This window comes from Roseomonas sp. AR75, from assembly GCF_005222815.1.
Lineage (GTDB): Bacteria > Pseudomonadota > Alphaproteobacteria > Acetobacterales > Acetobacteraceae > Falsiroseomonas.
The window spans coordinates 200,661-218,394 of record NZ_STGB01000002.1 but is presented as its reverse complement, the minus strand read 5'-3'; the positions used below and the strand labels follow the sequence as shown (position 1 = coordinate 218,394).

The 17,734-nt window shown below is 71.4% G+C and carries 16 protein-coding genes; 8 read left to right on the top strand and 8 right to left on the bottom strand.

What is annotated here, in order from left to right:
- Positions 1–12: 12 nt before the first annotated feature.
- Complete coding sequence (locus E4T13_RS08900) at positions 13–681, bottom strand: CCXG family PEP-CTERM protein (protein WP_137177934.1); 669 nt, start codon at positions 679–681, stop codon at positions 13–15.
- 161 nt (positions 682–842) lie between these two features.
- Here E4T13_RS08900 and E4T13_RS08895 point away from each other — a divergent pair, with 161 nt between their 5' ends.
- Complete coding sequence (locus E4T13_RS08895; RefSeq protein WP_137177933.1) at positions 843–2,174, top strand: replication-associated recombination protein A; 1,332 nt, start codon at positions 843–845, stop codon at positions 2,172–2,174.
- Between the two features lie 18 nt (positions 2,175–2,192).
- Here the strand turns inward: E4T13_RS08895 and panC are convergent, their stop codons facing one another.
- The 3 genes from panC to E4T13_RS08880 all read right to left on the bottom strand — a co-directional run bounded on the left by panC (position 2,193) and on the right by E4T13_RS08880 (position 5,207).
- Positions 2,193–3,023, bottom strand: a complete 831-nt coding sequence (gene panC, locus E4T13_RS08890) for a pantoate--beta-alanine ligase (protein ID WP_137177932.1) — start codon at positions 3,021–3,023, stop codon at positions 2,193–2,195.
- A 57-nt stretch (positions 3,024–3,080) separates the two neighbouring features.
- Positions 3,081–3,587, bottom strand: a complete 507-nt coding sequence (locus E4T13_RS08885; RefSeq protein WP_137177931.1) for a GNAT family N-acetyltransferase — start codon at positions 3,585–3,587, stop codon at positions 3,081–3,083.
- A gap of 117 nt (positions 3,588–3,704) precedes the next feature.
- Positions 3,705–5,207, bottom strand: coding sequence for a YifB family Mg chelatase-like AAA ATPase (locus E4T13_RS08880; protein WP_137177930.1), 1,503 nt, complete (start codon positions 5,205–5,207; stop codon positions 3,705–3,707).
- A 283-nt stretch (positions 5,208–5,490) separates the two neighbouring features.
- Here E4T13_RS08880 and E4T13_RS08875 point away from each other — a divergent pair, with 283 nt between their 5' ends.
- Both E4T13_RS08875 and E4T13_RS08870 read left to right on the top strand, forming a co-directional pair.
- The gene (locus tag E4T13_RS08875; RefSeq protein WP_137177929.1) at positions 5,491–6,498 is read left to right on the top strand and encodes a Gfo/Idh/MocA family protein; all 1,008 of its coding nucleotides are present in this window, start codon (positions 5,491–5,493) and stop codon (positions 6,496–6,498) included.
- A 14-nt stretch (positions 6,499–6,512) separates the two neighbouring features.
- Positions 6,513–7,496, top strand: a complete 984-nt coding sequence (locus E4T13_RS08870) for a tripartite tricarboxylate transporter substrate-binding protein (protein WP_170984888.1) — start codon at positions 6,513–6,515, stop codon at positions 7,494–7,496.
- A gap of 19 nt (positions 7,497–7,515) precedes the next feature.
- On the opposite strand, the gene E4T13_RS08865 is transcribed toward E4T13_RS08870, so the two are convergent.
- Both E4T13_RS08865 and E4T13_RS08860 read right to left on the bottom strand, forming a co-directional pair.
- The gene (locus tag E4T13_RS08865; protein ID WP_137177927.1) at positions 7,516–8,526 is read right to left on the bottom strand and encodes an NADP-dependent oxidoreductase; all 1,011 of its coding nucleotides are present in this window, start codon (positions 8,524–8,526) and stop codon (positions 7,516–7,518) included.
- 1 nt (position 8,527) lies between these two features.
- Positions 8,528–9,559, bottom strand: a complete 1,032-nt coding sequence (locus E4T13_RS08860; protein ID WP_137177926.1) for a histone deacetylase family protein — start codon at positions 9,557–9,559, stop codon at positions 8,528–8,530.
- 43 nt (positions 9,560–9,602) lie between these two features.
- Between E4T13_RS08860 and E4T13_RS08855 the strand changes: the two genes are divergently transcribed.
- From E4T13_RS08855 to E4T13_RS08840, 4 genes are read left to right on the top strand one after another with little or no spacing between them, the layout of a single operon-like run.
- The gene (locus E4T13_RS08855; protein ID WP_137177925.1) at positions 9,603–10,895 is read left to right on the top strand and encodes an ArgE/DapE family deacylase; all 1,293 of its coding nucleotides are present in this window, start codon (positions 9,603–9,605) and stop codon (positions 10,893–10,895) included.
- The gene (locus tag E4T13_RS08850) at positions 10,892–12,130 is read left to right on the top strand and encodes a Zn-dependent hydrolase (RefSeq protein ID WP_240791051.1); all 1,239 of its coding nucleotides are present in this window, start codon (positions 10,892–10,894) and stop codon (positions 12,128–12,130) included. The genes E4T13_RS08855 and E4T13_RS08850 overlap by 4 nt, the downstream gene beginning before the upstream one ends.
- Positions 12,131–12,135: 5 nt before the next feature.
- Positions 12,136–13,635, top strand: a complete 1,500-nt coding sequence (locus tag E4T13_RS08845; RefSeq protein ID WP_137177924.1) for a M81 family metallopeptidase — start codon at positions 12,136–12,138, stop codon at positions 13,633–13,635.
- A gap of 1 nt (position 13,636) precedes the next feature.
- The gene (locus E4T13_RS08840; RefSeq protein WP_137177923.1) at positions 13,637–14,134 is read left to right on the top strand and encodes a GNAT family N-acetyltransferase; all 498 of its coding nucleotides are present in this window, start codon (positions 13,637–13,639) and stop codon (positions 14,132–14,134) included.
- A 76-nt stretch (positions 14,135–14,210) separates the two neighbouring features.
- Here E4T13_RS08840 and E4T13_RS08835 read toward each other — a convergent pair whose 3' ends face one another.
- Positions 14,211–15,344 (bottom strand): mandelate racemase/muconate lactonizing enzyme family protein, encoded by a 1,134-nt coding sequence (locus tag E4T13_RS08835; protein WP_170984887.1) that lies wholly within the window; start codon positions 15,342–15,344, stop codon positions 14,211–14,213.
- Between the two features lie 16 nt (positions 15,345–15,360).
- Positions 15,361–16,854, bottom strand: a complete 1,494-nt coding sequence (locus tag E4T13_RS08830) for a hypothetical protein (RefSeq protein WP_137177921.1) — start codon at positions 16,852–16,854, stop codon at positions 15,361–15,363.
- A gap of 89 nt (positions 16,855–16,943) precedes the next feature.
- Between E4T13_RS08830 and E4T13_RS08825 the strand changes: the two genes are divergently transcribed.
- Positions 16,944–17,696, top strand: coding sequence for a 2-keto-4-pentenoate hydratase (locus E4T13_RS08825; RefSeq protein WP_137177920.1), 753 nt, complete (start codon positions 16,944–16,946; stop codon positions 17,694–17,696).
- Positions 17,697–17,734 lie beyond the last annotated feature (38 nt).

Here is a 17,734-nt window from a genome sequence, read left to right as displayed (position 1 = left end):
GGGCGAAGGCGCTCAGGCCGCCCGGAGCCGCCGCGATGCAACAAGGCCGAGCAGACCCACCGCGAAGACGCCGAGCGCAGCCGGCGCCGGCACATCCGTGATCGGCCAGGCGGAGTTCAGCCCGTCATTCGTCCCGAACAGCGTGTAGCTGGAGGCGTTCGGCGCCAGGAAGCGGCCCTGCATCGTGCCGTCGCAGCAGCCTTCGAGGCCGTAGAGCGTCACGCGATGCTGCCCGGCGCCGAGCGTCACATCGGCCTGCAGGATCTCGCCGGCATTGTTGTAGCTGCCGCCCCACCACATGTCGTCCGCGCTGAAGGCGACCGCCGCGCCGTTCACGAAAAGCGCGCCGCCCAGGCCGAAATCCACGCCGAACTGCATGCTGTAGGTGCCGGCCTGGCCGGGCCCGATGGCGAAGTCGATCGTGAACTTTGCCGCGTAGCTGCCGGACGGCCCCTGCATCGTGATGCTGTTGTTGAGCCCGTTGAACACCATCGGCGCGGCATCGCCATAGCCGGCGGTGGCGGGCGCGGCGACCAGGCCGTCGATCAGGCTCTGATACGCCGCGGCGGAGCCCAGCGCGCCGCCGGTGTATTCGCGCGTCTGCATGGTGATCGTGCTGGCCTGGGAGGGGGCGGCCAGCAGTGACAGCGCGGCGGCGGCCGCGGCGAGGGGAACACGCATCGGTGGAGGGTCCAGGTAAGCCGAGGTCGCGGACTGCGACCCCGCTGCCGCATTCATCTCATTTTTCGTGTAAACAGGACAGAAACGATACGTCTGATCATGTAGGGGAAGGTCAGCGCCATGGCTTTCCGTCCATCCCCGCCCGGCCCACATTCCCCCGCATGGCCCGCGCCCCCGACCTGTTCGGCGACCCTCAGACCGATGCCGCCGCGCCAACCGGCCCCCGCCCGCTGGCCGACCGGCTGCGCCCGGGCGTGCTGGCCGAGGTGATCGGCCAGGACCACCTGCTCGGCCCCGCGGGGACGCTGACGCTGATGCTCGCCCGCGGCTCGCTGCCCTCGCTGATCCTCTGGGGGCCGCCGGGTGTGGGGAAGACCACCATCGCGCGGCTGCTCGCCGCCGCGGCCGGGCTGCATTTCCATCCGCTCTCCGCGGTGTTCTCCGGCGTCGCCGACCTCAAGCGCGCCTTCGACGATGCGCGCGACCGCCGCCGAAAGGGCAAAGGGACGCTGCTCTTCGTGGACGAGGTGCATCGCTTCAACCGCGCGCAGCAGGACGGCTTCCTGCCGGTGGTGGAGGACGGCACCATCACGCTGGTCGGTGCGACGACCGAGAATCCCTCCTTCGCGCTGAACGGCGCGCTGCTCTCGCGCTGCCAGGTGCTGGTGCTGAAGCGGCTGGACGACGACGCGATGGAGGCGCTGCTCGCCCGCGCCGAGGCGATGGAGGAACGCGCCCTGCCGCTGACGCAGGACGCCCGCGCCACGCTCCGCGCCATGGCCGATGGCGATGGCCGCTACCTGCTGAACATGACGGAGCAGTTGCTCGCGATCCCGCCCGGCGGCGATGCGCTGGACCCGACCGCGCTCGCCGCGCTGCTGGCGAGGCGCGCCGCGCTCTACGACAAGGATCGCGAAGAGCACTTCAACCTGATCTCCGCGCTGCACAAATCGCTGCGCGGTTCCGATCCGGATGCGGCGCTCTACTGGTTCGCGCGGATGCTCACGGGCGGCGAGGACCCGCGCTACATCGCCCGCCGCCTGACGCGCTTCGCCGCGGAGGATGTCGGCATGGCCGATCCCCGCGCGCTGCCGCTCGCGATCGCGGCGTGGGAGACCTACGAACGGCTCGGCTCGCCCGAGGGGGAACTCGCCCTGGCGCAGCTTGTCGTGCATCTCGCCACCGCGCCGAAGTCCAATGCGGTGTATGCGGCCTTCGGCGCCGCGATGCGGGCGGCGAAGGAGACCGGCAGCCTGATGCCGCCGCAGAACATCCTCAACGCGCCGACGAAGCTGATGAAGCAGCTTGGCTACGGCAGCGGCTACGAATACGACCACGACGCGGAGGAAGGCTTTTCCGGCGCCAACTACTGGCCCGAGGGCATGGACCCGCAGCGCCTCTACACCCCCACCGACCGGGGCGCCGAACGCGCCGTCGCGGAGCGCCTGGCCGAGCTGCACCGCCTGCGTCGGGATCGGCAGCGCCGACGCTGACAGCGCCCGCTTATGTCGTCAGTCCAGCGCCATGTTGTCCAGCAGCCGCACATCGCCGAGCCGTGCGGCAGCGAGCAGTCGGCCCGGGCCTGATTGCCAGGGGCGCAGCGTCTCCGGCTCCACCAGCGCGAGGTAGTCGGGCGCGAAGCCGGCGGCGGTGAGGTCCGACACCGCTTCCGTCAGCACCGGCCCCGGCGGCTCGCCGCTGGCGATGCGCGTCAGCGCCGAGCGCATCCTCTGCGGCAGCAGCGGCGCCTGCGCGCGCTGCTCCGGCGTCAGGCGGATGTTGCGGGAGGAGCAGGCGAGGCCGTCCTCCTCCCGCACAGTCTCATGCGGCAGGATCGCCAGCGGCAGGTCGAGATCGGCGACGACGCGGCGGATCACCTGGAGCTGCTGCCAGTCCTTCTCGCCGAACACCGCGACATCGGCCTGGGTCTGGCAGAACAGCTTGGTGCAGACCGTCGCGACGCCGCGGAAATGGCCGGGGCGCGCCTCGCCTTCGAAGCCCTCGGCGGGGCCGCCCACCTCGATCGTGCTGGCGGCGCCGGGCGGATACATGGTGGCGATTTCGGGCATCCAGACCAGGTCGCAGCCGGCCTCGCGCAGCTTGCGCAGGTCGCCTGCCTCGTCGCGGGGATAGCGCGAGAGGTCCTCGTTCGGGCCGAACTGCAGCGGGTTGACGAAGATCGAGACGGCGACGGCATCCGCGGCGCCGCGCCCGGCCCGCACCAGCGCGATATGGCCCTGGTGCAGCGCCCCCATGGTGGGAACGAGGGCCAGGCGGCGGCCGCCGGCGCGCAGCCTGGCGCTGGCCTGCCGCAGTTCCGGGAGCGCGCGGATGATCTCCATCCGCGCTGCCTCCCATGCGGTCAGGCCGTGGTCAACCGACGGGCACTGCCCCGCTGCTCAAACGGTGACGATGGCCCGCCGCGCGCCGAACAGCACATGCGCCTTCAGGCCCCGCAGCAGGCGGCGCATGGCGATGTTCTCCGCCTCGAAGTCGATTTCCGCGCTGCTGACGCCGAGGCCGAGCAGGCCACCGGGCACCAGGCAGGCCAGCAATTCGCTGGCGATGCCGCGGCGGCGCCAGGACTCGCTGACGCTGACGCCGAGCGTCGCGCTGCCGTCCGGCAGCCGCCAGGACAGCGCCGCGCCGATGACGCGCCCGCTGCTGGCGAGCGCCACGAAGCCGACGGCGTTGCCGATGCGCGGGCGGAAGTCGTAGCCGCGGCATTCCGTCTCGATCTCCGCATTCGTGCGCGGCGCGCCCCAGCGCGCCACGCGATCCCAGCCGCAGAGCTCCTGGAGGTGCACCGCCAGCCCGTGGCGATCCTCGCCATTGACGCGGCGGAAGCAGACGGGTGCGTGCGCGGTGATCGGCGGCATCGCGATCCGGCGGCTGCTGGCAAGCATCTCTTCTCTCCTGGCGACTCAGTGCCGCGTGCTGCGGCTGATGCGCAGGGCACCAGAAGCCGGGCGCTGCGTCCCGAGAGCCGGACGAAATCAATCCGAAAGTGAGGTGAGAACGAATCAGCGACCCGGCACGCGGTGCCGGAAGGCCAACGCCTCCGCGACATGGGCGCGGCCGATGCGCGCGGCGCCGGCCAGGTCGGCGATGGTGCGCGCCACGCGCAGCGCCCGCACCTGGCCGCGGGTGGAGAGCCGCAGCCGGCCCGATGCGGTCTCGAGCAGGGTGAGCGCATCGGCATCCAGGCCCGGCTGCAGCTCGTCCCAGCCGGCCCCGGCGTTGCGCGCGGCCCCGCCGCGGGCGCGGCAGCGTTCGCGCGCGGCGGCCACGCGGGCAGCGACGACCTCCGTGCGCTCGCCGATGGGGGCGCGGGCGAGTTCCACCGCAGGGATCGGCTGCACCTCGATCACCAGGTCCATGCGGTCGAGCAGCGGCCCGGAGAGCCGCGCGAGGTAGTCCTGGCCGCAGCCGGGCGCACGGGCGCATTCGCGCGCGGGATCGCCGAGATAGCCGCAGCGGCAGGGGTTCATCGCCGCGATGCACTGGAAGCGTGCGGGGTAGGAGACATGCGCGTTGGCGCGGCTGATCGTGGTGCGCCCGGTCTCCATGGGCTGGCGCAGCGCCTCCAGCGCGGGGCGCGGGAATTCCGGCCACTCGTCGAGGAACAGGACGCCGAGATGCGCCAGGCTGATCTCGCCCGGCTTGGCGCGATGCCCGCCGCCGACGAGGGCAGGGACGCTGGCGGAGTGGTGCGGATCGCGGAAGGGCGGGCGGCGGATCAGCTTGCCGCCTTGCAGCATGCCGGCGACCGAATGCACCAGCGAGACTTCCAGCGCCTCGGCGGGGATCAGGTCGGGCAGCAGGCCGGGCAGGCGCGCGGCGAGCATGGATTTGCCGGCGCCGGGAGGCCCGACCATCAGCAGGTTCAGCGACCCCGCCGCGGCGATTTCCAGCGCGCGTTTCGCCGATTCCTGACCGCGCACCTCGGCAAGGTCCGGGCCGCGCCAGGGTTCCGGTTCGACATCCGGCAGCGCGGGCGGCGAGAGAAGCTGGCGGCCTGCGAAGTGGTTGATCAGGGAGGGCAGGTCGGGCGGCGCCAGCACCTCCACCGTGCCGGCCCAGGCGGCTTCGGGACCCTGCGGGCCAGGGCAGACCAGGCCCAGTTCCCGGGCGCCGGCCGCGATGGCGGCAGGCAGCACGCCGGCGACAGGCGCGAGCGTGCCGTCCAAGGCCAATTCGCCCAAGGCGGCGAATTCGGCCACGGCATCGCGGGGGATGACCTCCATCGCGGCGAGCACGCCGAGCGCGATGGGCAGGTCGAAATGGCTGCCTTCCTTCAGCAGGTCGGCGGGCGCGAGGTTCACCAGCACGCGCTTGGGCGGCAGCGAGAGGCCGATGGCGGTGAGCGCCGCGCGGACGCGTTCGCGCGATTCGCCCACGGCCTTGTCGGGCAGGCCGACGACGAGGAAGGCAGGCAGGCCGGGGGCAATCTGCACCTGGACCTCGACCGGCACGGCCTCGATGCCGGCGAAGGCGAAGGTCGGGATGCGGGCGATGGAGGACACGCGCGGCAGGGTGGGGCGGGTGGGGGTGGCAGATCAACCGTGGGTTTTGTCAGCGCCGGGGGTCCTGCGCGGTTTCTTCGCGGCGGGTCGCGCCCCCACCCCGGCCCTCCCCCGTAAACGGGGGAGGGAGGCGCCGGCGGCGCGGCTTGCTCCCTCCCCTGCGAAGCTGGGGAGGGTCGGGGTGGGGGCGCGCCCGACCTGCCGAACGCAGCGCCACCCCTCTTCCCCCCCGTCCCGCATCGCCCTTTCATGCAACGCGACACAACACGGGCACACCGCACGCATGATCCGCGCCGCCATCATCGGCCTCGGCACCTGGGGGCAGCATCTCGTGCGCTGCGCCGAGGGGGCGAAGCACATCCGCTTCACCGCCGCCGCCACGCGCACCCCCGCCAAGGCCGCCGACTTCGCCGCATCGCGCGGCCTGCGCATGCTGGAGAGCTACGAGGCCGCGCTGGCCGATCCCGAGATCGACGCGGTGGTGCTGGCAACGCCCCACACCCAGCACACCGACCAGATCGTTGCCGCCGCGGCGGCCGGAAAGCCGGTCTTCACCGAGAAGCCGCTCGGCGTGAACGCCGCTGACGCACGTCGCGCGGCGGAGGCCTGCGCGAAGGCGGGCGTCACGCTCGCGGTCGGCTACAACTGGCGCTTCCAGCCGGCCTTGCAGCGCATCAAGGCGCTGGTCGAGGACGGCACGCTCGGCCGCATCCTGCACATGGAAGGCAATTTCTGCGGCCCCTCCGCCTATCGCTTCCCGAAGGGCCATTGGCGGCACGACCGCAACGAGGGACCGGCCGGCGGCATGACCGGGCGCGGGGTGCATGTGGTGGATGCGATGCTCTCGCTGGCCGGCCCGATCGAGCAGGCGACGGCGCAGAGTTTTCGCCTCGTCCAGGATTTCGGCATGGACGACACGACCTCGATGCTGTTCCGCTTCCGCTCCGGCGCGACGGGCTATCTCGGCACCCTCATCGCCACCGCCGAAACCTGGCGGCTGCAGGTGTTCGGATCGAATGGCTGGGCAGAGGTGGGCGATGTGGAGCACCTGCCGACCTGGCAGCTGCGGCTCTGCCTGATCGACCGCAACGACATCGGGAAGAAGCAGCGTCCGCAGGTGATCACCTTCGAGGACACCAGCACGGAACGCGCGGAGCTGGACCACTTCGCCGAAGCGGTGCAGGCGAAGCGGCCGCTCGCGCTGCCGGATGGCGACGGCGTGCACAACGTGGCGGTGCTGGAGGCGATCATGGCCTCCATCGCCTCCGGCGGACCGGTGAAGGTTTCCTGAGGGAGATGCGTGCGATGACGATGCGATTGACGCGACGCGCGGCGCTGGCCGGCGCGGCGGCGCTGGCTTCGGGCGGCGCGATGGCGCAGGGCGCCGACTATCCGAACAAGCCGATCCGCGCCGTGGTGCCCTCGCCGCCGGGCGGGCCGCCCGATCTCATCATCCGCGCGCTGGCGCCGAAACTCTCGGCCGCGCTCGGCCAGACGGTGGTGATCGAGAACCGGCCGGGCGCGGGCGGCATCGTCGGCACGGCCGCGGTCGCGCGCATGCCCGCCGATGGCTACGCATGGCTGTTCACCACGGCGAGCCACGTGAACACGCCGCCCTTCAATTCGAACGTCAATTTCGACCCGATCGCCGACTTCACCCATGTGACGCTCGCCGTGCAGAATTTCGGCCAGGCGCTGGTGGTGCATCCCTCGGTGCGGGCGACGAACCTCGCGGAGCTGATCGCGCTGGCGAAGCGCGAGCCGGGCAAGCTGACCTATGTGAATGCCGGCAACGGCACGGCCAGCCACATCCCAGCCGAGCTGATGAAGGCGATGACCGGCACCGATATCCTCTCCGTGCCCTATCGCGGCGTGGGTGAGGGCGTGTCGGACCTGCTGGCCGGGCGCATCGACATGTTCTTCGTCGGCACGAATGTCGCACTGGAGCATGTGCGCGCGGGACGTCTGCGCGCCATCGCGCTGACCGGCGCGCGGCGCTGGAAGGGCATGCCCGACGTGCCGACGATGCAGGAGCAGGGGCTGGCCGGCTACGACGTGGTCAACTGGTTCGGCCTGTGGATGCCGGCCGGCGCACCGCGCGCCGTGGTGGAAAAGACGCATGCGGCGATGCGCACCGCGGTGAATGATCCGGAGATCGTCGCGCTGTTCGACACGCAGGGGCTGCAGGGCATCGCGATGCCGCCCGACGAGTTCGCGGTGTTCGTGCGGGAGAAGGCGCAGATCGCGCAGGAGATCGGGCGGCGGGTGAACGCGGCGACGCCGCGCTGAGGCGGCGAAGCGCGCCGGGTCAGAGCCGTATCAGGCGCTTGCCCAGGTTCTCGCCGCGATAGAGCCCCGCGATGGCATCCGGCGCGGCCTCCAGGCCCTCAAGGATGTCCTCGCGGTGGACAAGCCGGCCCTCGCGCATCCAGCCGGCGAGCTGCTCGATGGCCTGCTCCGCGCCATCGAGGTGATCAAAGTACAAAAAGCCCTGCATGCGCGCGCGCTTGACCAGCAGGTGCCGCTCGACGCGGGGCCCGAGGGGCGGCGGGTTCCAGCTGGCGATGGCGGCCGTGCCGCAGATCACCACGCGTGCGCCGACGGCAAGATGCGGCATCACCGCGTCGCTGACCGCGCCGGCGGTGTTGTCGAAATACACATGCACGCCATCCGGGCAGGCGGCGGCGACGGCGGCGGAGAGGTCAGCCTCCGCGCGGTAGTCGAGTGCCACGTCGTAGCCGAATTCATCGCGGCACAGCGCGACCTTCGCCGGGCCGCCTGTGATGCCCACCGTGCGGCAGCCGAGGATCCTCGCGACCTGGCCGACCGTCGCGCCGACCGATCCGGCGGCGGTCGAGACCACCACCGTCTCGCCGGGCCGCGGATCGCCGATGCGCGTCAGCCCGAGCAGCGCGGTGACGCCGTTCAGCCCGAGCACGCCGAGCTGCGCGGACAGTGGCAGGTTCGTCTCCCGCACGCGGCGCGTGACGTTGGTGCCGTCGCTGTCGGCGTAGTCCTGCCAGCCGAACATGCCGACCAGCCGGTCGCCGGGCGCGTAGAGGTTGTGGCGGCTCTCGATCACCTCGCCGACGGCGAAGCTGCGCATCACTTCGCCGATACCGACCGGTGTCGAGTAGTTCGCCACCGCGGAGACCCAGCCGCGCATCGCGGGATCCACCGACAGGAAGGCGTTGCGCAGGCGGAAATGGCCCTCGGCCAATGGCGGCAAGGGGGCTGCGACGATCTCGAAATGCGCGGCCTGCGGAATGCCCTCCGGGCGGGCGCGGAGGCGGACCTGGCGGTTGGTCTGCGGGGCCATGTCAGCCTCTCCACGCCCCGAGAAAGCGTCCCAGCAGCCCGCCGATGCGGTCCACATTGTAGCCGCCTTCCTGGATGATCGCCGCCGGCAGCCCCGCCGCGGCGATCATCGCGCCCGCCCGCGCGAAGCCGTCCTCGGTCACGGCCAGGAAATTCAGCGGCTCGTGCTCGCTGGCGTCGAAGCCCAGGGAGACGACCAGCGCATCCGACTTGAAGGCGCGGATGGCCGACAGCCCAGTCCCGATCGCCTCCAGCCAGCCGGCATCGCCGGTGCCCTGCGCGAGTGGCAGGTTCAGGTTCCGCTCCTCGCCATCGCCATCGCCGCGTTCCTCGGCGCGGCCGACGAACCAGGGATAGTAGCCGTCCGGGTCGCCATGGACGGAGACGGTCAGCACGTCGCCGCGCAGCCAGAAGAGTCCTTGAGTCCCGTTCCCATGGTGGCTGTCGATGTCCAGCACTGCGACGCGCTGCGCGCCGGCATCACGCAAAGCCTGGGCGGCGATCGCCGCGTTGTTGACGTAGCAATGCCCGCCCGCCCGCGCGGCATAGGCGTGATGGCCCGGCGGGCGGCAGAGGGCGTAGGCGGTGCGGCCCTGCGCCGCTTCGGCCGCCGCGGCCAGTGCGCAGGCGGCGGCGCCGATGGCGGCGTCATAGGTGCCGGCACCGATCGGGCAGGCGGTGTCGGCGGTGTACCAGCCGACCTGGCCGACCAGCCCCTTCGGACGGCGCGCATCCTCCAGAAGCATCTCGGGCGTCGGGTGCATGTTGCCCACGACCTCCGGCCCCGGCTCGGGCAGCGCGGCCCAGGCGGCGGGCGCGTCGCGCAGGAAGTCGAGGTAGTCCGGCGCATGCACCGCCTCCAGCGCGGCGCGCGGCGCCTCGGGCGGGATCTCCGGAACGATGCCCAGCCGGGAGAGTCCGACCCGCAGCGCGGCGGCGCGGGCCGGCACCTCGAAGTTCTGGCGGACGCGGCCGCGCATGAGGAAGAAACGCGGGTCGTGCCGCGCCTCGGCAGGGTGGGCGAATGCCTTCATCTTTGGCAGGGTAGGCCCGCCACCTGACGGCGGGAAGGACGGCATGACGGAGTTGGACCCGGGCGCGCGGCGCGCGATCCTGGATGCTTGCGAGGCGCTGCGCGGGGAGTCCGTGCGCCTGCTGGAGCGCCTGGTGCGCTGCCCCTCCACGCTGGGGAACGAGGCCTCCGCGCTGAACGAGATGGCGCGGATCTATGAGGGGCTTGGCCTCGCGCCACAGCGCGTGCCGGTCGAGGTCGAGAAGCTCAAGGCGCATCCCGGCTTCTCGCCGCCGCTTGTTTCGTACGAGGGGCGGGACAACGTGGTCGCGGTGCATCGGCCGCGCAGCGCGACGGGGCGCTCGCTGGTGCTGCAAGGGCATGTGGACGTGGTGCCGGAAGGCGCCGCCGACGAATGGACCACGCCGCCCTACGAGCCCGCGATCCGCAACGGCCGCATGTACGGCCGCGGCGCCGGCGACATGAAGGCCGGCATCATCAGCTACGTCACTGCCTTCCGCGCGCTGAAGGAGGCCGGACTGCAGCCCGCGGCCGAGGTGCAGATGCACTCCGTGATCGAGGAGGAATGCAGCGGCAACGGCGCGCTGGCCTGCATGGTGGCAATGCCGCCCTGCCAGGCCGCGATCATCCCCGAGCCCGGCCCTGGCCTGCCCGCGATGTATTCCGCCGAGGTCGGCGTGGTCTGGGCCTTCGTCACCGTCACCGGCCGGCCGGCCCATGTGCGGGACAAGCAGGCGGGGGTGAACGCCATCGAGGCGGCGATGGCAATCTGGTCGCGCTTCGAGGCCTATGAGCGCGAGATGAACCGCGCCGAACACATCCACGCCAGCTTCCGCGGCGTTAACCATCCGGTAAACGTCAATCTCGGAACCTTCGACGGCGGCGAGTGGAACAGCTCGGTCGCGACCAGGGCGAGGCTGGGGCTGCGGGTGGGTGTGATGGTGGGGAACAGCGCGGATCGCGTCCGCGCCGATATCGAGCGCATCGTGGATGCCGCGCGCGACGATGCGGCATTGAAGGGCGCCAAGGTGAAGGTGGAATTCCGCGGCTTCCACGCCGATGCCTGCGTCTTCGACATGGAGGCGCCGATCGTGAAGCTGGCGATGCGGAGCTATGCCGAGGTGACGGGCGGGGATTTGCGCCAATATCCGGCGACGGGGCTGACGGACGGCCGTTTCTTCCAGCTCTACCAGGGCACGCCGGTGGCCTGCTTCGGGCCGGATGCGCAGGAGATCCACGGCATCGACGAGAGCGTGGGACTGGACTCGATGCACGACATCACGCGCTCCATTGCGCTGACCATGGCGGAGTGGTGCGGAGTGGAGGCCGTGCGGTGAAAGGGAACCTTCCGGTCTCCGGCGCGCGGCTGTGGGACAGCCTGATGGAATACGCTCGCATCGGCGGGACGCCGAAGGGCGGCTGCAACCGGCAGACGCTGACCGATCTCGATTCCTACGCGCGGCATCTGCTCGCGAAGCAGGCCGCGGCGGCGGGCGCGACGCTGAGCGTGGATCGCGTCGGCAACATGGTGCTGACGCGGCCGGGGCGCGATCCGTCGCGCAAGCGGGTGGCCATCGGCAGCCACCTGGATACGCAGCCCACGGGCGGAAAATTCGACGGCGTGCTGGGCGTGCTGGCGGGCCTCGAAATCCTGCGCGCGCTGCATGAGGCGGGGGTGGAGACGGAGGCGCCGGTCGCGCTGATCAACTGGACGAACGAGGAGGGCGCGCGCTTCTCGCCGCCGATGATGGGTTCCGGCGCCGCGATGGGGATTTTTCCTGAATCCGAGGTGCTGGCGAAGACCGACAGCACGGGTGCCGTGTTCGGCGCGGAGCTTTCGCGCATCGGCTGGGCAGGCAAGGCCGATCCTACGGCGCTGCAGGAGCTCGGCGCCTATTTCGAGCTGCATATCGAGCAGGGGCCGGTGCTGGAGCGCGAGGGCTTCGACCTCGGCCTCGTCACCCATGCGCTGGCGCAGCACTGGTTCGAGGTGACCGTCACCGGCGAGGACGCGCATGGCGGCAGCGCCATGGCCGGGCGCAAGGACGCGCTGATGGCGGCGGCGGAATGCGCGCTGATGATCGAGCGCGCGGCGTTGGCGGCCGGCGCGCGCGCCACCATCGGGCGGATGACGCTGCACCCGGACAGCCGCAACGTGGTGCCGGGGCGCGTGTGGTTCAGCCTGGACACGCGGCACGACCATGAGGACCAGCTCGCGGCGCTGGCGGCGACGATGCGCGCCGAGGCCGCGGGCATCTCGGCGCGCCGCGGCGTGACCATCGCCATCGAGGATTTCTGGATCTCTCCGGCCACGCCCTTCGATCCCGCCCTGGTCGGTCATCTGGAAGCCGCCGCGAAAACCCGCGGCGTCAACGTCCGAAAAATGCCGACGGCGATCGGGCATGATGCGGTCTATGTGGCGCGGCGCGTGCCTGCGGTGATGCTGTTCTGTCCCTGCCATGGCGGCATCAGCCACAACGAGGCGGAGAGCATCACGCCCGCCTGGGCGGAGGCGGGGCTGGTGGTGCTGGCGGACGCCGTTGTCGCGGCCGCCGGGGTTTCGAGAGACTGAGCAAGATGCGCATCGCGATCGGCGGCTTCCTGCACGAGAGCCATTCCTTCGCGCCACGGCCGACGACCTGGCGCGATTTCCTCGAGCCCGGCGGCTGGCCTGCCGTGCAGCGACCGGCGACGCTGGTGGCGGCGCTGCGCGACACGGCCGTGCCTGCTGCCGGCGCGATCCGGGAGGCCGAGGCCGCGGGCGTTGCCATCGCGCCGCTCTCCTGGGGCTTCGCCAATCCCGCGGGCCCCGTCAGCGCGGAAGCCTTCGAGCGCCTGGCCTCGCTGATCTTCCACGATTTGCAGGCGGCGCTGGCGGAAGGGCCGCTCGACGGCCTCTATCTCGACCTGCATGGCGCGATGGTGGCGGAGCATTTCCCCGATGCGGAAGGGGAGCTGCTGCGCCGCGCGCGCGCCATCCTCGGACCGGGCGTACCCATCGCTGCCAGCCTCGATCCGCACTGCAACCTGACGGCGGCGATGGTGCGCGACGCCGACATCCTCTGCCCCTTCCGCACCTATCCGCATGTGGACATGAAGGAAGCCGGCGCGCGCGCGATGACGCTGCTGCTCGCCCGCATCGCCCGCGCCGAGCCCTTCGCCAAGGCGTTCCGGCAGCTCGACTACCTGATTCCCATCACCAGCCAGTGCACGCTGGTGCCGCCGATGGCGGAGGTGATGGCGGCGCGGCAGACCATCTCGGCCAAGCTCGGCGCGGCGGAGCTCTCGCTCTGCTTCGGCTTTCCCTATGCCGACTTTGCCGATTGCGGCTGCGCGCTGGTGGCCTATGGCGTGACGCAAGAGGCGGCGGACGCGGCGGCCGATGCGCTGCTGAAGGAGCTGCGCCTGCGCGAGACGGAATTCGCGCAACCCGTCCTGGAAGCGCGCGAAGCCGTGGCGCAGGCGCTCGATCTCGCGCGCGGCGCGGCGAAGCCGGTGGTGATCGCGGACACGCAGGACAACCCCGGCGGTGGTGGCCATGGCGACACCACCGGTCTGCTGGCCGAACTCCTCGCGCAGCGCGCCGAAGGCGCGGTGCTCGGCCTGATCAACGATGCGGAGAGCGCGGCCGCCTGCCACGCCGCGGGCGAGGGGGCGCAGGTCTCGCTGGCGCTCGGCGGCAAGTCCGATGGCGCGCCGCTGGAGGTGGAGGCGCGCGTGCTGGCGCTGTCGGATGGGCAGTTCACCTGCACGGGGCCGATGGCGGCGGGCAACCATGCCGATCTCGGGCCGAGCGCGCTGATCGGCATCGGCGGGGTGGCGGTGATCGTCACCTCGCGCAAGATGCAGGCCTATGACCAGGCGCTGTTCCGGCATCTGGGCGTGGAGCCGGCGCGGCAGAAGATCCTGGCCCTGAAATCCAGCGTGCATTTCCGTGCGGATTTCCAGCCGATCGCGGAAGCCGTGCTGGTCGCGGCGGCGCCGGGGCCCGTGGTGGCCGATTCCGCGATCCTGCCCTTCCGCCACCTGCGGCCCGGGCTGCGCCTGCGCCCTGGCGACAACCGCCGCGTGGGGTGAGATGCGCACCGCCCAGCCCATCCGCGTCGCGCTGATCCGCGCCCTGCCGCCCGCCTTCGGCGAGCTGGCGGCGGACGCGCTTGCCGACAGCCAGAAGATGCTGGAGGTGCTGCGCGAGGATTGGGAGAGCGGTACGCAACGCTTCGACGGGCCGGGCGCCGCGCTGTTCGCGGCCTATGCCGGCGATGCGCTGCTCGGCCTCGGCGGCCTGACGCGCGATCCGTATCTGCAGGATTCCGCCGGGCGCGTGCGCCGGCTGTATGTGCGGCGCGCGTCGCGCGGGCATGGCGCGGGGCGCGCGCTGGTGGAGGCGATCATCGCCGGCGCGGCGGAGGCAGGATGGCCGCGGGTTCGCGTGCGCGCGCCGGCCTCGGCGTTCCGCTTCTACGAGCGTTGCGGCTTCCTGCGCGCGGTCGGCGAACGCGCGGCGACGCATGTGCTGCCGCTGCGCGATGCGCTGCACGAGGATGTCCGGGGCGTGACGGGGTTGCGGGCCTAGGCGCCCTGCTCCCTCTCCCGCTTTGCGGGGGAGGGTCGGGGTGGGGGCGCGACCGACCTCGCCGGAGACGATCCCGTCAGCGCAACCCGACATCCAGCGCGAAGCGGGAAAGCTTCGCCTCGTCCACCGTCACGCCGAGCCCCGGTCCTTCCGGCACCAGCGCCTCCTGCCCGCGCATCGCGAAGGGCGCGGCGAGATAATCCTCGGCGATGTGCTGCGGGCCATTCAGGTCCACGGGCAGGTCCATCCCATACGCGGCGAAGAGATGCACCGAGGCGGCGAAGCCGAGCGGCGGGTCCATCAGCCCGCTGCCGATCAGCCGCACGCCGGCGGCCTGCGCCATGTCGCAGATGCGCCGCGCATGGTGGATGCCGCCGACCTTGCCGAGCTTGATCGCGATGCCCTGCACCAGGTCGCGCTTGAGGAAGTCCAGCAGCATCGGCGCGGACAGCACGGATTCGTCGAGCGCGATGGTCAGCCCCGTGCTGCGCATCAGCCGCTGCAACCCGGCGATGTCGGTGACCGGCAGCGGCTGCTCGAACAGGGTGATGCCCAGCCGCTCGAAGGCGCGGGATTTCGCGATGGCGGTCTCGACATCGTAGCCCTGGTTGGCGTCGGGCCAGACGTAGCCGCCCTGCGCGGCCTCGATCACCGCGGCGACGATCGCCTCGTCCTTCTCCGGCGCATGACCGACCTTCACCTTGAAGCCGCGGAAGCCCTGCGCATGCGCGTCGCGCGTGATGCGCGCGGCATCCTCGGCGCTGCCGGCGGAGACCAGGCGCGCGAGTTGCACGGAGCCGCGGCGCTTCGCGCCGAGCCAGGATTGCAGCGTGATGCCGAGCTTGCGGCAGACCAGGTCGTGCACGGCGATGTCGATGGCGGCCTTGGCGATGGGCTGGCCGGGATCGAAGAGCGGCGCGAGCTCTCGATCCATCCTCGCGTGCAGGCCGGCGATGTCGAAGGGGTCATGGCCGATCACCGCGGGGCCGAGATAGCGGCGCTGCGCGGCGACGCAGCTTTCCAGCGTCTCGGCGGACCAGCGCGGGCTCGGCATGCTTTCGCCCCAGCCGACGGTGCCGTCATCGGCGGTGATCTTCACCACCGAGGAGCGGCGGCCGACATCGGGCGTGTGCGATGCGCCGCGCGGCAGGGTCAGCACCGCCTTCATCGGCAGCGCGATGGGAAAGACTTCGATCGTCGCGATCTTCATCGGCGCCTGGTCCGTCTCAGCGATGGTTGAGGAAGACGGGGCTGGCCCAGGCCATGTGCCCGTTCTTCTGCCGCACGCGCAGATAGACATGCGAGCGGCGATCGGTCGGCACGGCAAGGCGGCAGCGGTCCTCCAGCGACGACGCGCTGCGCGGCACGATGCGGTGCCACTGGTGGCTCTCCTTGGGGAAGGGGCCGGTGCGCATGTTGTGGGATTCGCGCAGAAGGTCGGCGATGCGCGACGTGCTCTCCTGCGCGACCGGCGCTTCCAGCCGCAGCGTCAGCGCGGCGTCGGAGTTCGCCTGCATTTCCAGCACCACGCTCTGATTCGGGTTCTCACGATAGGCCTCGCGACGCGAAGTGTAGGAGGTGACGGAAAGCTGCCGGGGGTCGCGCAGCGCGAAGCGGTGGCGGCGATCCTCATCGTACGGGCCGGATTGCAGGCAGGGGAAGACGCGCAGGATCTCCGCGCCGTCCGCGACGATGTCGAAGCGCCAATCGCAGATGCGCTGCAGCGCCAGCGCGCCCCAGGGGCCCCAGCCCCATTCGAAGCGGAGCTGGATCGGCGCGTCCAGCGCATCCGGCGGCGTGGCCTCCGGCGCGAAGCTGCGATGCACCACCGCGCCGTCCTGGATCACTTCCACGACGTCGAGTTCGTCGCGTCCTCGCACACGGTAGGAAACCTCCACTTCGCGCCCCGCCTCGATGCTGCTGCCCATCGGCGCGCCATCGACGGAGAAATCCACCTCGATGCGGTCGCCCGTCAGCGCATAGGTGCGGCGCGCGCGGATCGCCTCCAGGATCGCCGGCCGCGTCTGATCCGTGCAGAGCGCCGCCATCAGCCCCTCGCCATAGGCGCCGGGAAAGCCGGAATGCGTGTCCGACGACGCGACGAAGCCGAAGCGCAGCCCTTCCGCCAGCGCGGCGCGCGCGGTGTTGGAGGTCTGCCGCCCGCCCATGGAATGCGAGAACATCGGCAGCGGGCCGCGGTCGTCCTCGGAATTGCCGTGCTCGGAATAGATCTCCACCACCGGGGTGCAGCGCTCGCAGAACACGCCCCAGTTCACGCCGCGCATGCCCGAGGGATAGGCGAGGTGATGCGGGATCATCAGCGCATCCTCCGCCACGCAGAAGCGGCGCAGCGCGGGCACATCGGGCGCTTCGTGCAGCGGGCGGTGGTCCTGCGGGAAGATCACGCACTGGTCGCCATACTCGCTGGAATGCCATTCGAAGCCGAGGAAGGCGTTGAATTCGCCGTCACGGTTGGCATCGGCGATGGCGCCCTGCACGCGCGGCCAGGTCTCGCGCAGGCGGGCGAAGCCCTTCAGCCAGTGCTGCTCCCGCCCGCCTTCCATTGGCTGCATGTCGTGCCACTGCATGTGGCCGGTGAAGGCGAAGAAATCGAGATGCGTGCGCGCGACCTCGATGCTGCGCTCGATGGAGCCGACGCCGTAGCCATGGCCGTTGTGGTTGTGGATGTCGCCGAACAGGATCCTGTAGCGCCCATCCATGCCCTGCTTCCTCCTCGCGTGGCGCGCAGGCTAGACAGCGTGGCCGGGGCGCACAACGCTGCGCGCCGGGAAACCACGGGAAACGCCTGATGTCCGATACTGTCCAACGCGCCGCCGAGGCGCTGCTTGCCGTGCGCAACGGCGCGCCGCCCCTCGCCGGGCTCGGCGCGAACGCGCCAGCCGACGAGGCAGGCGCCTGGGCGATCCAGCGCGAGGTGCTGCGCCGGCTCGGTGGCATCATCGGCGGCTACAAATGCGCGACGCCCGCCAGCGCGCCGCCCTCCGCCGCGCTGCTGGACGCCCGCGGCATCAAGGGGTCGCCCGTGACCTGGCCGGTGCCGAAGGGCGGGAAGATCGGCATCGAGACGGAGATCGCCTTTCGCCTCAGCCGCGACCTGCCGCAGCGCGGCACACCGTATACGCAGGAGGAAGTCAGCGAGGCGATCGCAGCCTGCTTCCCCGCGGTGGAACTGGTGGTCAGCCGCTATTCCGACATCAAGGCGGTGCCGCTGCTGGAGAACATGGCCGACAACATCGCCCATGCCGGCCTGGTCTGCGGCGCGGAGGTGCCGGGCTGGCGCAGCCATGACCTCGGCAACCTGCTGGTGCGGCAGAGCTGCGGCGGGCAGGTGCAGGTGGAGAAGCGCGGCAGCAACCCGGCCGGCGACCCGCTGGTCTCGCTCACGCGGCTGGCGAACCACCTGCACGGCTTCGGCCTGCATCTGCAGGCGGGGCAGGTGGTGACCACCGGAAGCTGGACCGGCCTGCTCTGGGTGGATGGCGGCCAGCGCGTGGTCGGCGGCTTCGAGGGACTTGGCGAGGTCGTGGTGGAACTCGGCTGAGGGAAGTGCGACACGCCGCGGCGGAATCGCACGCCGCC

Bases quoted from the DNA above. Each gene is read 5' to 3' on its own strand.
- E4T13_RS08900 (WP_137177934.1), bottom strand. From the start codon at position 681: ATGCGTGTTCCCCTCGCCGCGGCCGCCGCCGCGCTGTCACTGCTGGCC.
- E4T13_RS08895 (WP_137177933.1), top strand. From the start codon at position 843: ATGGCCCGCGCCCCCGACCTGTTCGGCGACCCTCAGACCGATGCCGCC.
- panC (WP_137177932.1), bottom strand. From the start codon at position 3,023: ATGGAGATCATCCGCGCGCTCCCGGAACTGCGGCAGGCCAGCGCCAGG.
- E4T13_RS08885 (WP_137177931.1), bottom strand. From the start codon at position 3,587: ATGCTTGCCAGCAGCCGCCGGATCGCGATGCCGCCGATCACCGCGCAC.
- E4T13_RS08875 (WP_137177929.1), top strand. From the start codon at position 5,491: ATGATCCGCGCCGCCATCATCGGCCTCGGCACCTGGGGGCAGCATCTC.
- E4T13_RS08870 (WP_170984888.1), top strand. From the start codon at position 6,513: ATGACGATGCGATTGACGCGACGCGCGGCGCTGGCCGGCGCGGCGGCG.
- E4T13_RS08865 (WP_137177927.1), bottom strand. From the start codon at position 8,526: ATGGCCCCGCAGACCAACCGCCAGGTCCGCCTCCGCGCCCGCCCGGAG.
- E4T13_RS08860 (WP_137177926.1), bottom strand. From the start codon at position 9,559: ATGAAGGCATTCGCCCACCCTGCCGAGGCGCGGCACGACCCGCGTTTC.
- E4T13_RS08855 (WP_137177925.1), top strand. From the start codon at position 9,603: ATGACGGAGTTGGACCCGGGCGCGCGGCGCGCGATCCTGGATGCTTGC.
- E4T13_RS08845 (WP_137177924.1), top strand. From the start codon at position 12,136: ATGCGCATCGCGATCGGCGGCTTCCTGCACGAGAGCCATTCCTTCGCG.
- E4T13_RS08840 (WP_137177923.1), top strand. From the start codon at position 13,637: ATGCGCACCGCCCAGCCCATCCGCGTCGCGCTGATCCGCGCCCTGCCG.
- E4T13_RS08835 (WP_170984887.1), bottom strand. From the start codon at position 15,344: ATGAAGATCGCGACGATCGAAGTCTTTCCCATCGCGCTGCCGATGAAG.
- E4T13_RS08830 (WP_137177921.1), bottom strand. From the start codon at position 16,854: ATGGATGGGCGCTACAGGATCCTGTTCGGCGACATCCACAACCACAAC.
- E4T13_RS08825 (WP_137177920.1), top strand. From the start codon at position 16,944: ATGTCCGATACTGTCCAACGCGCCGCCGAGGCGCTGCTTGCCGTGCGC.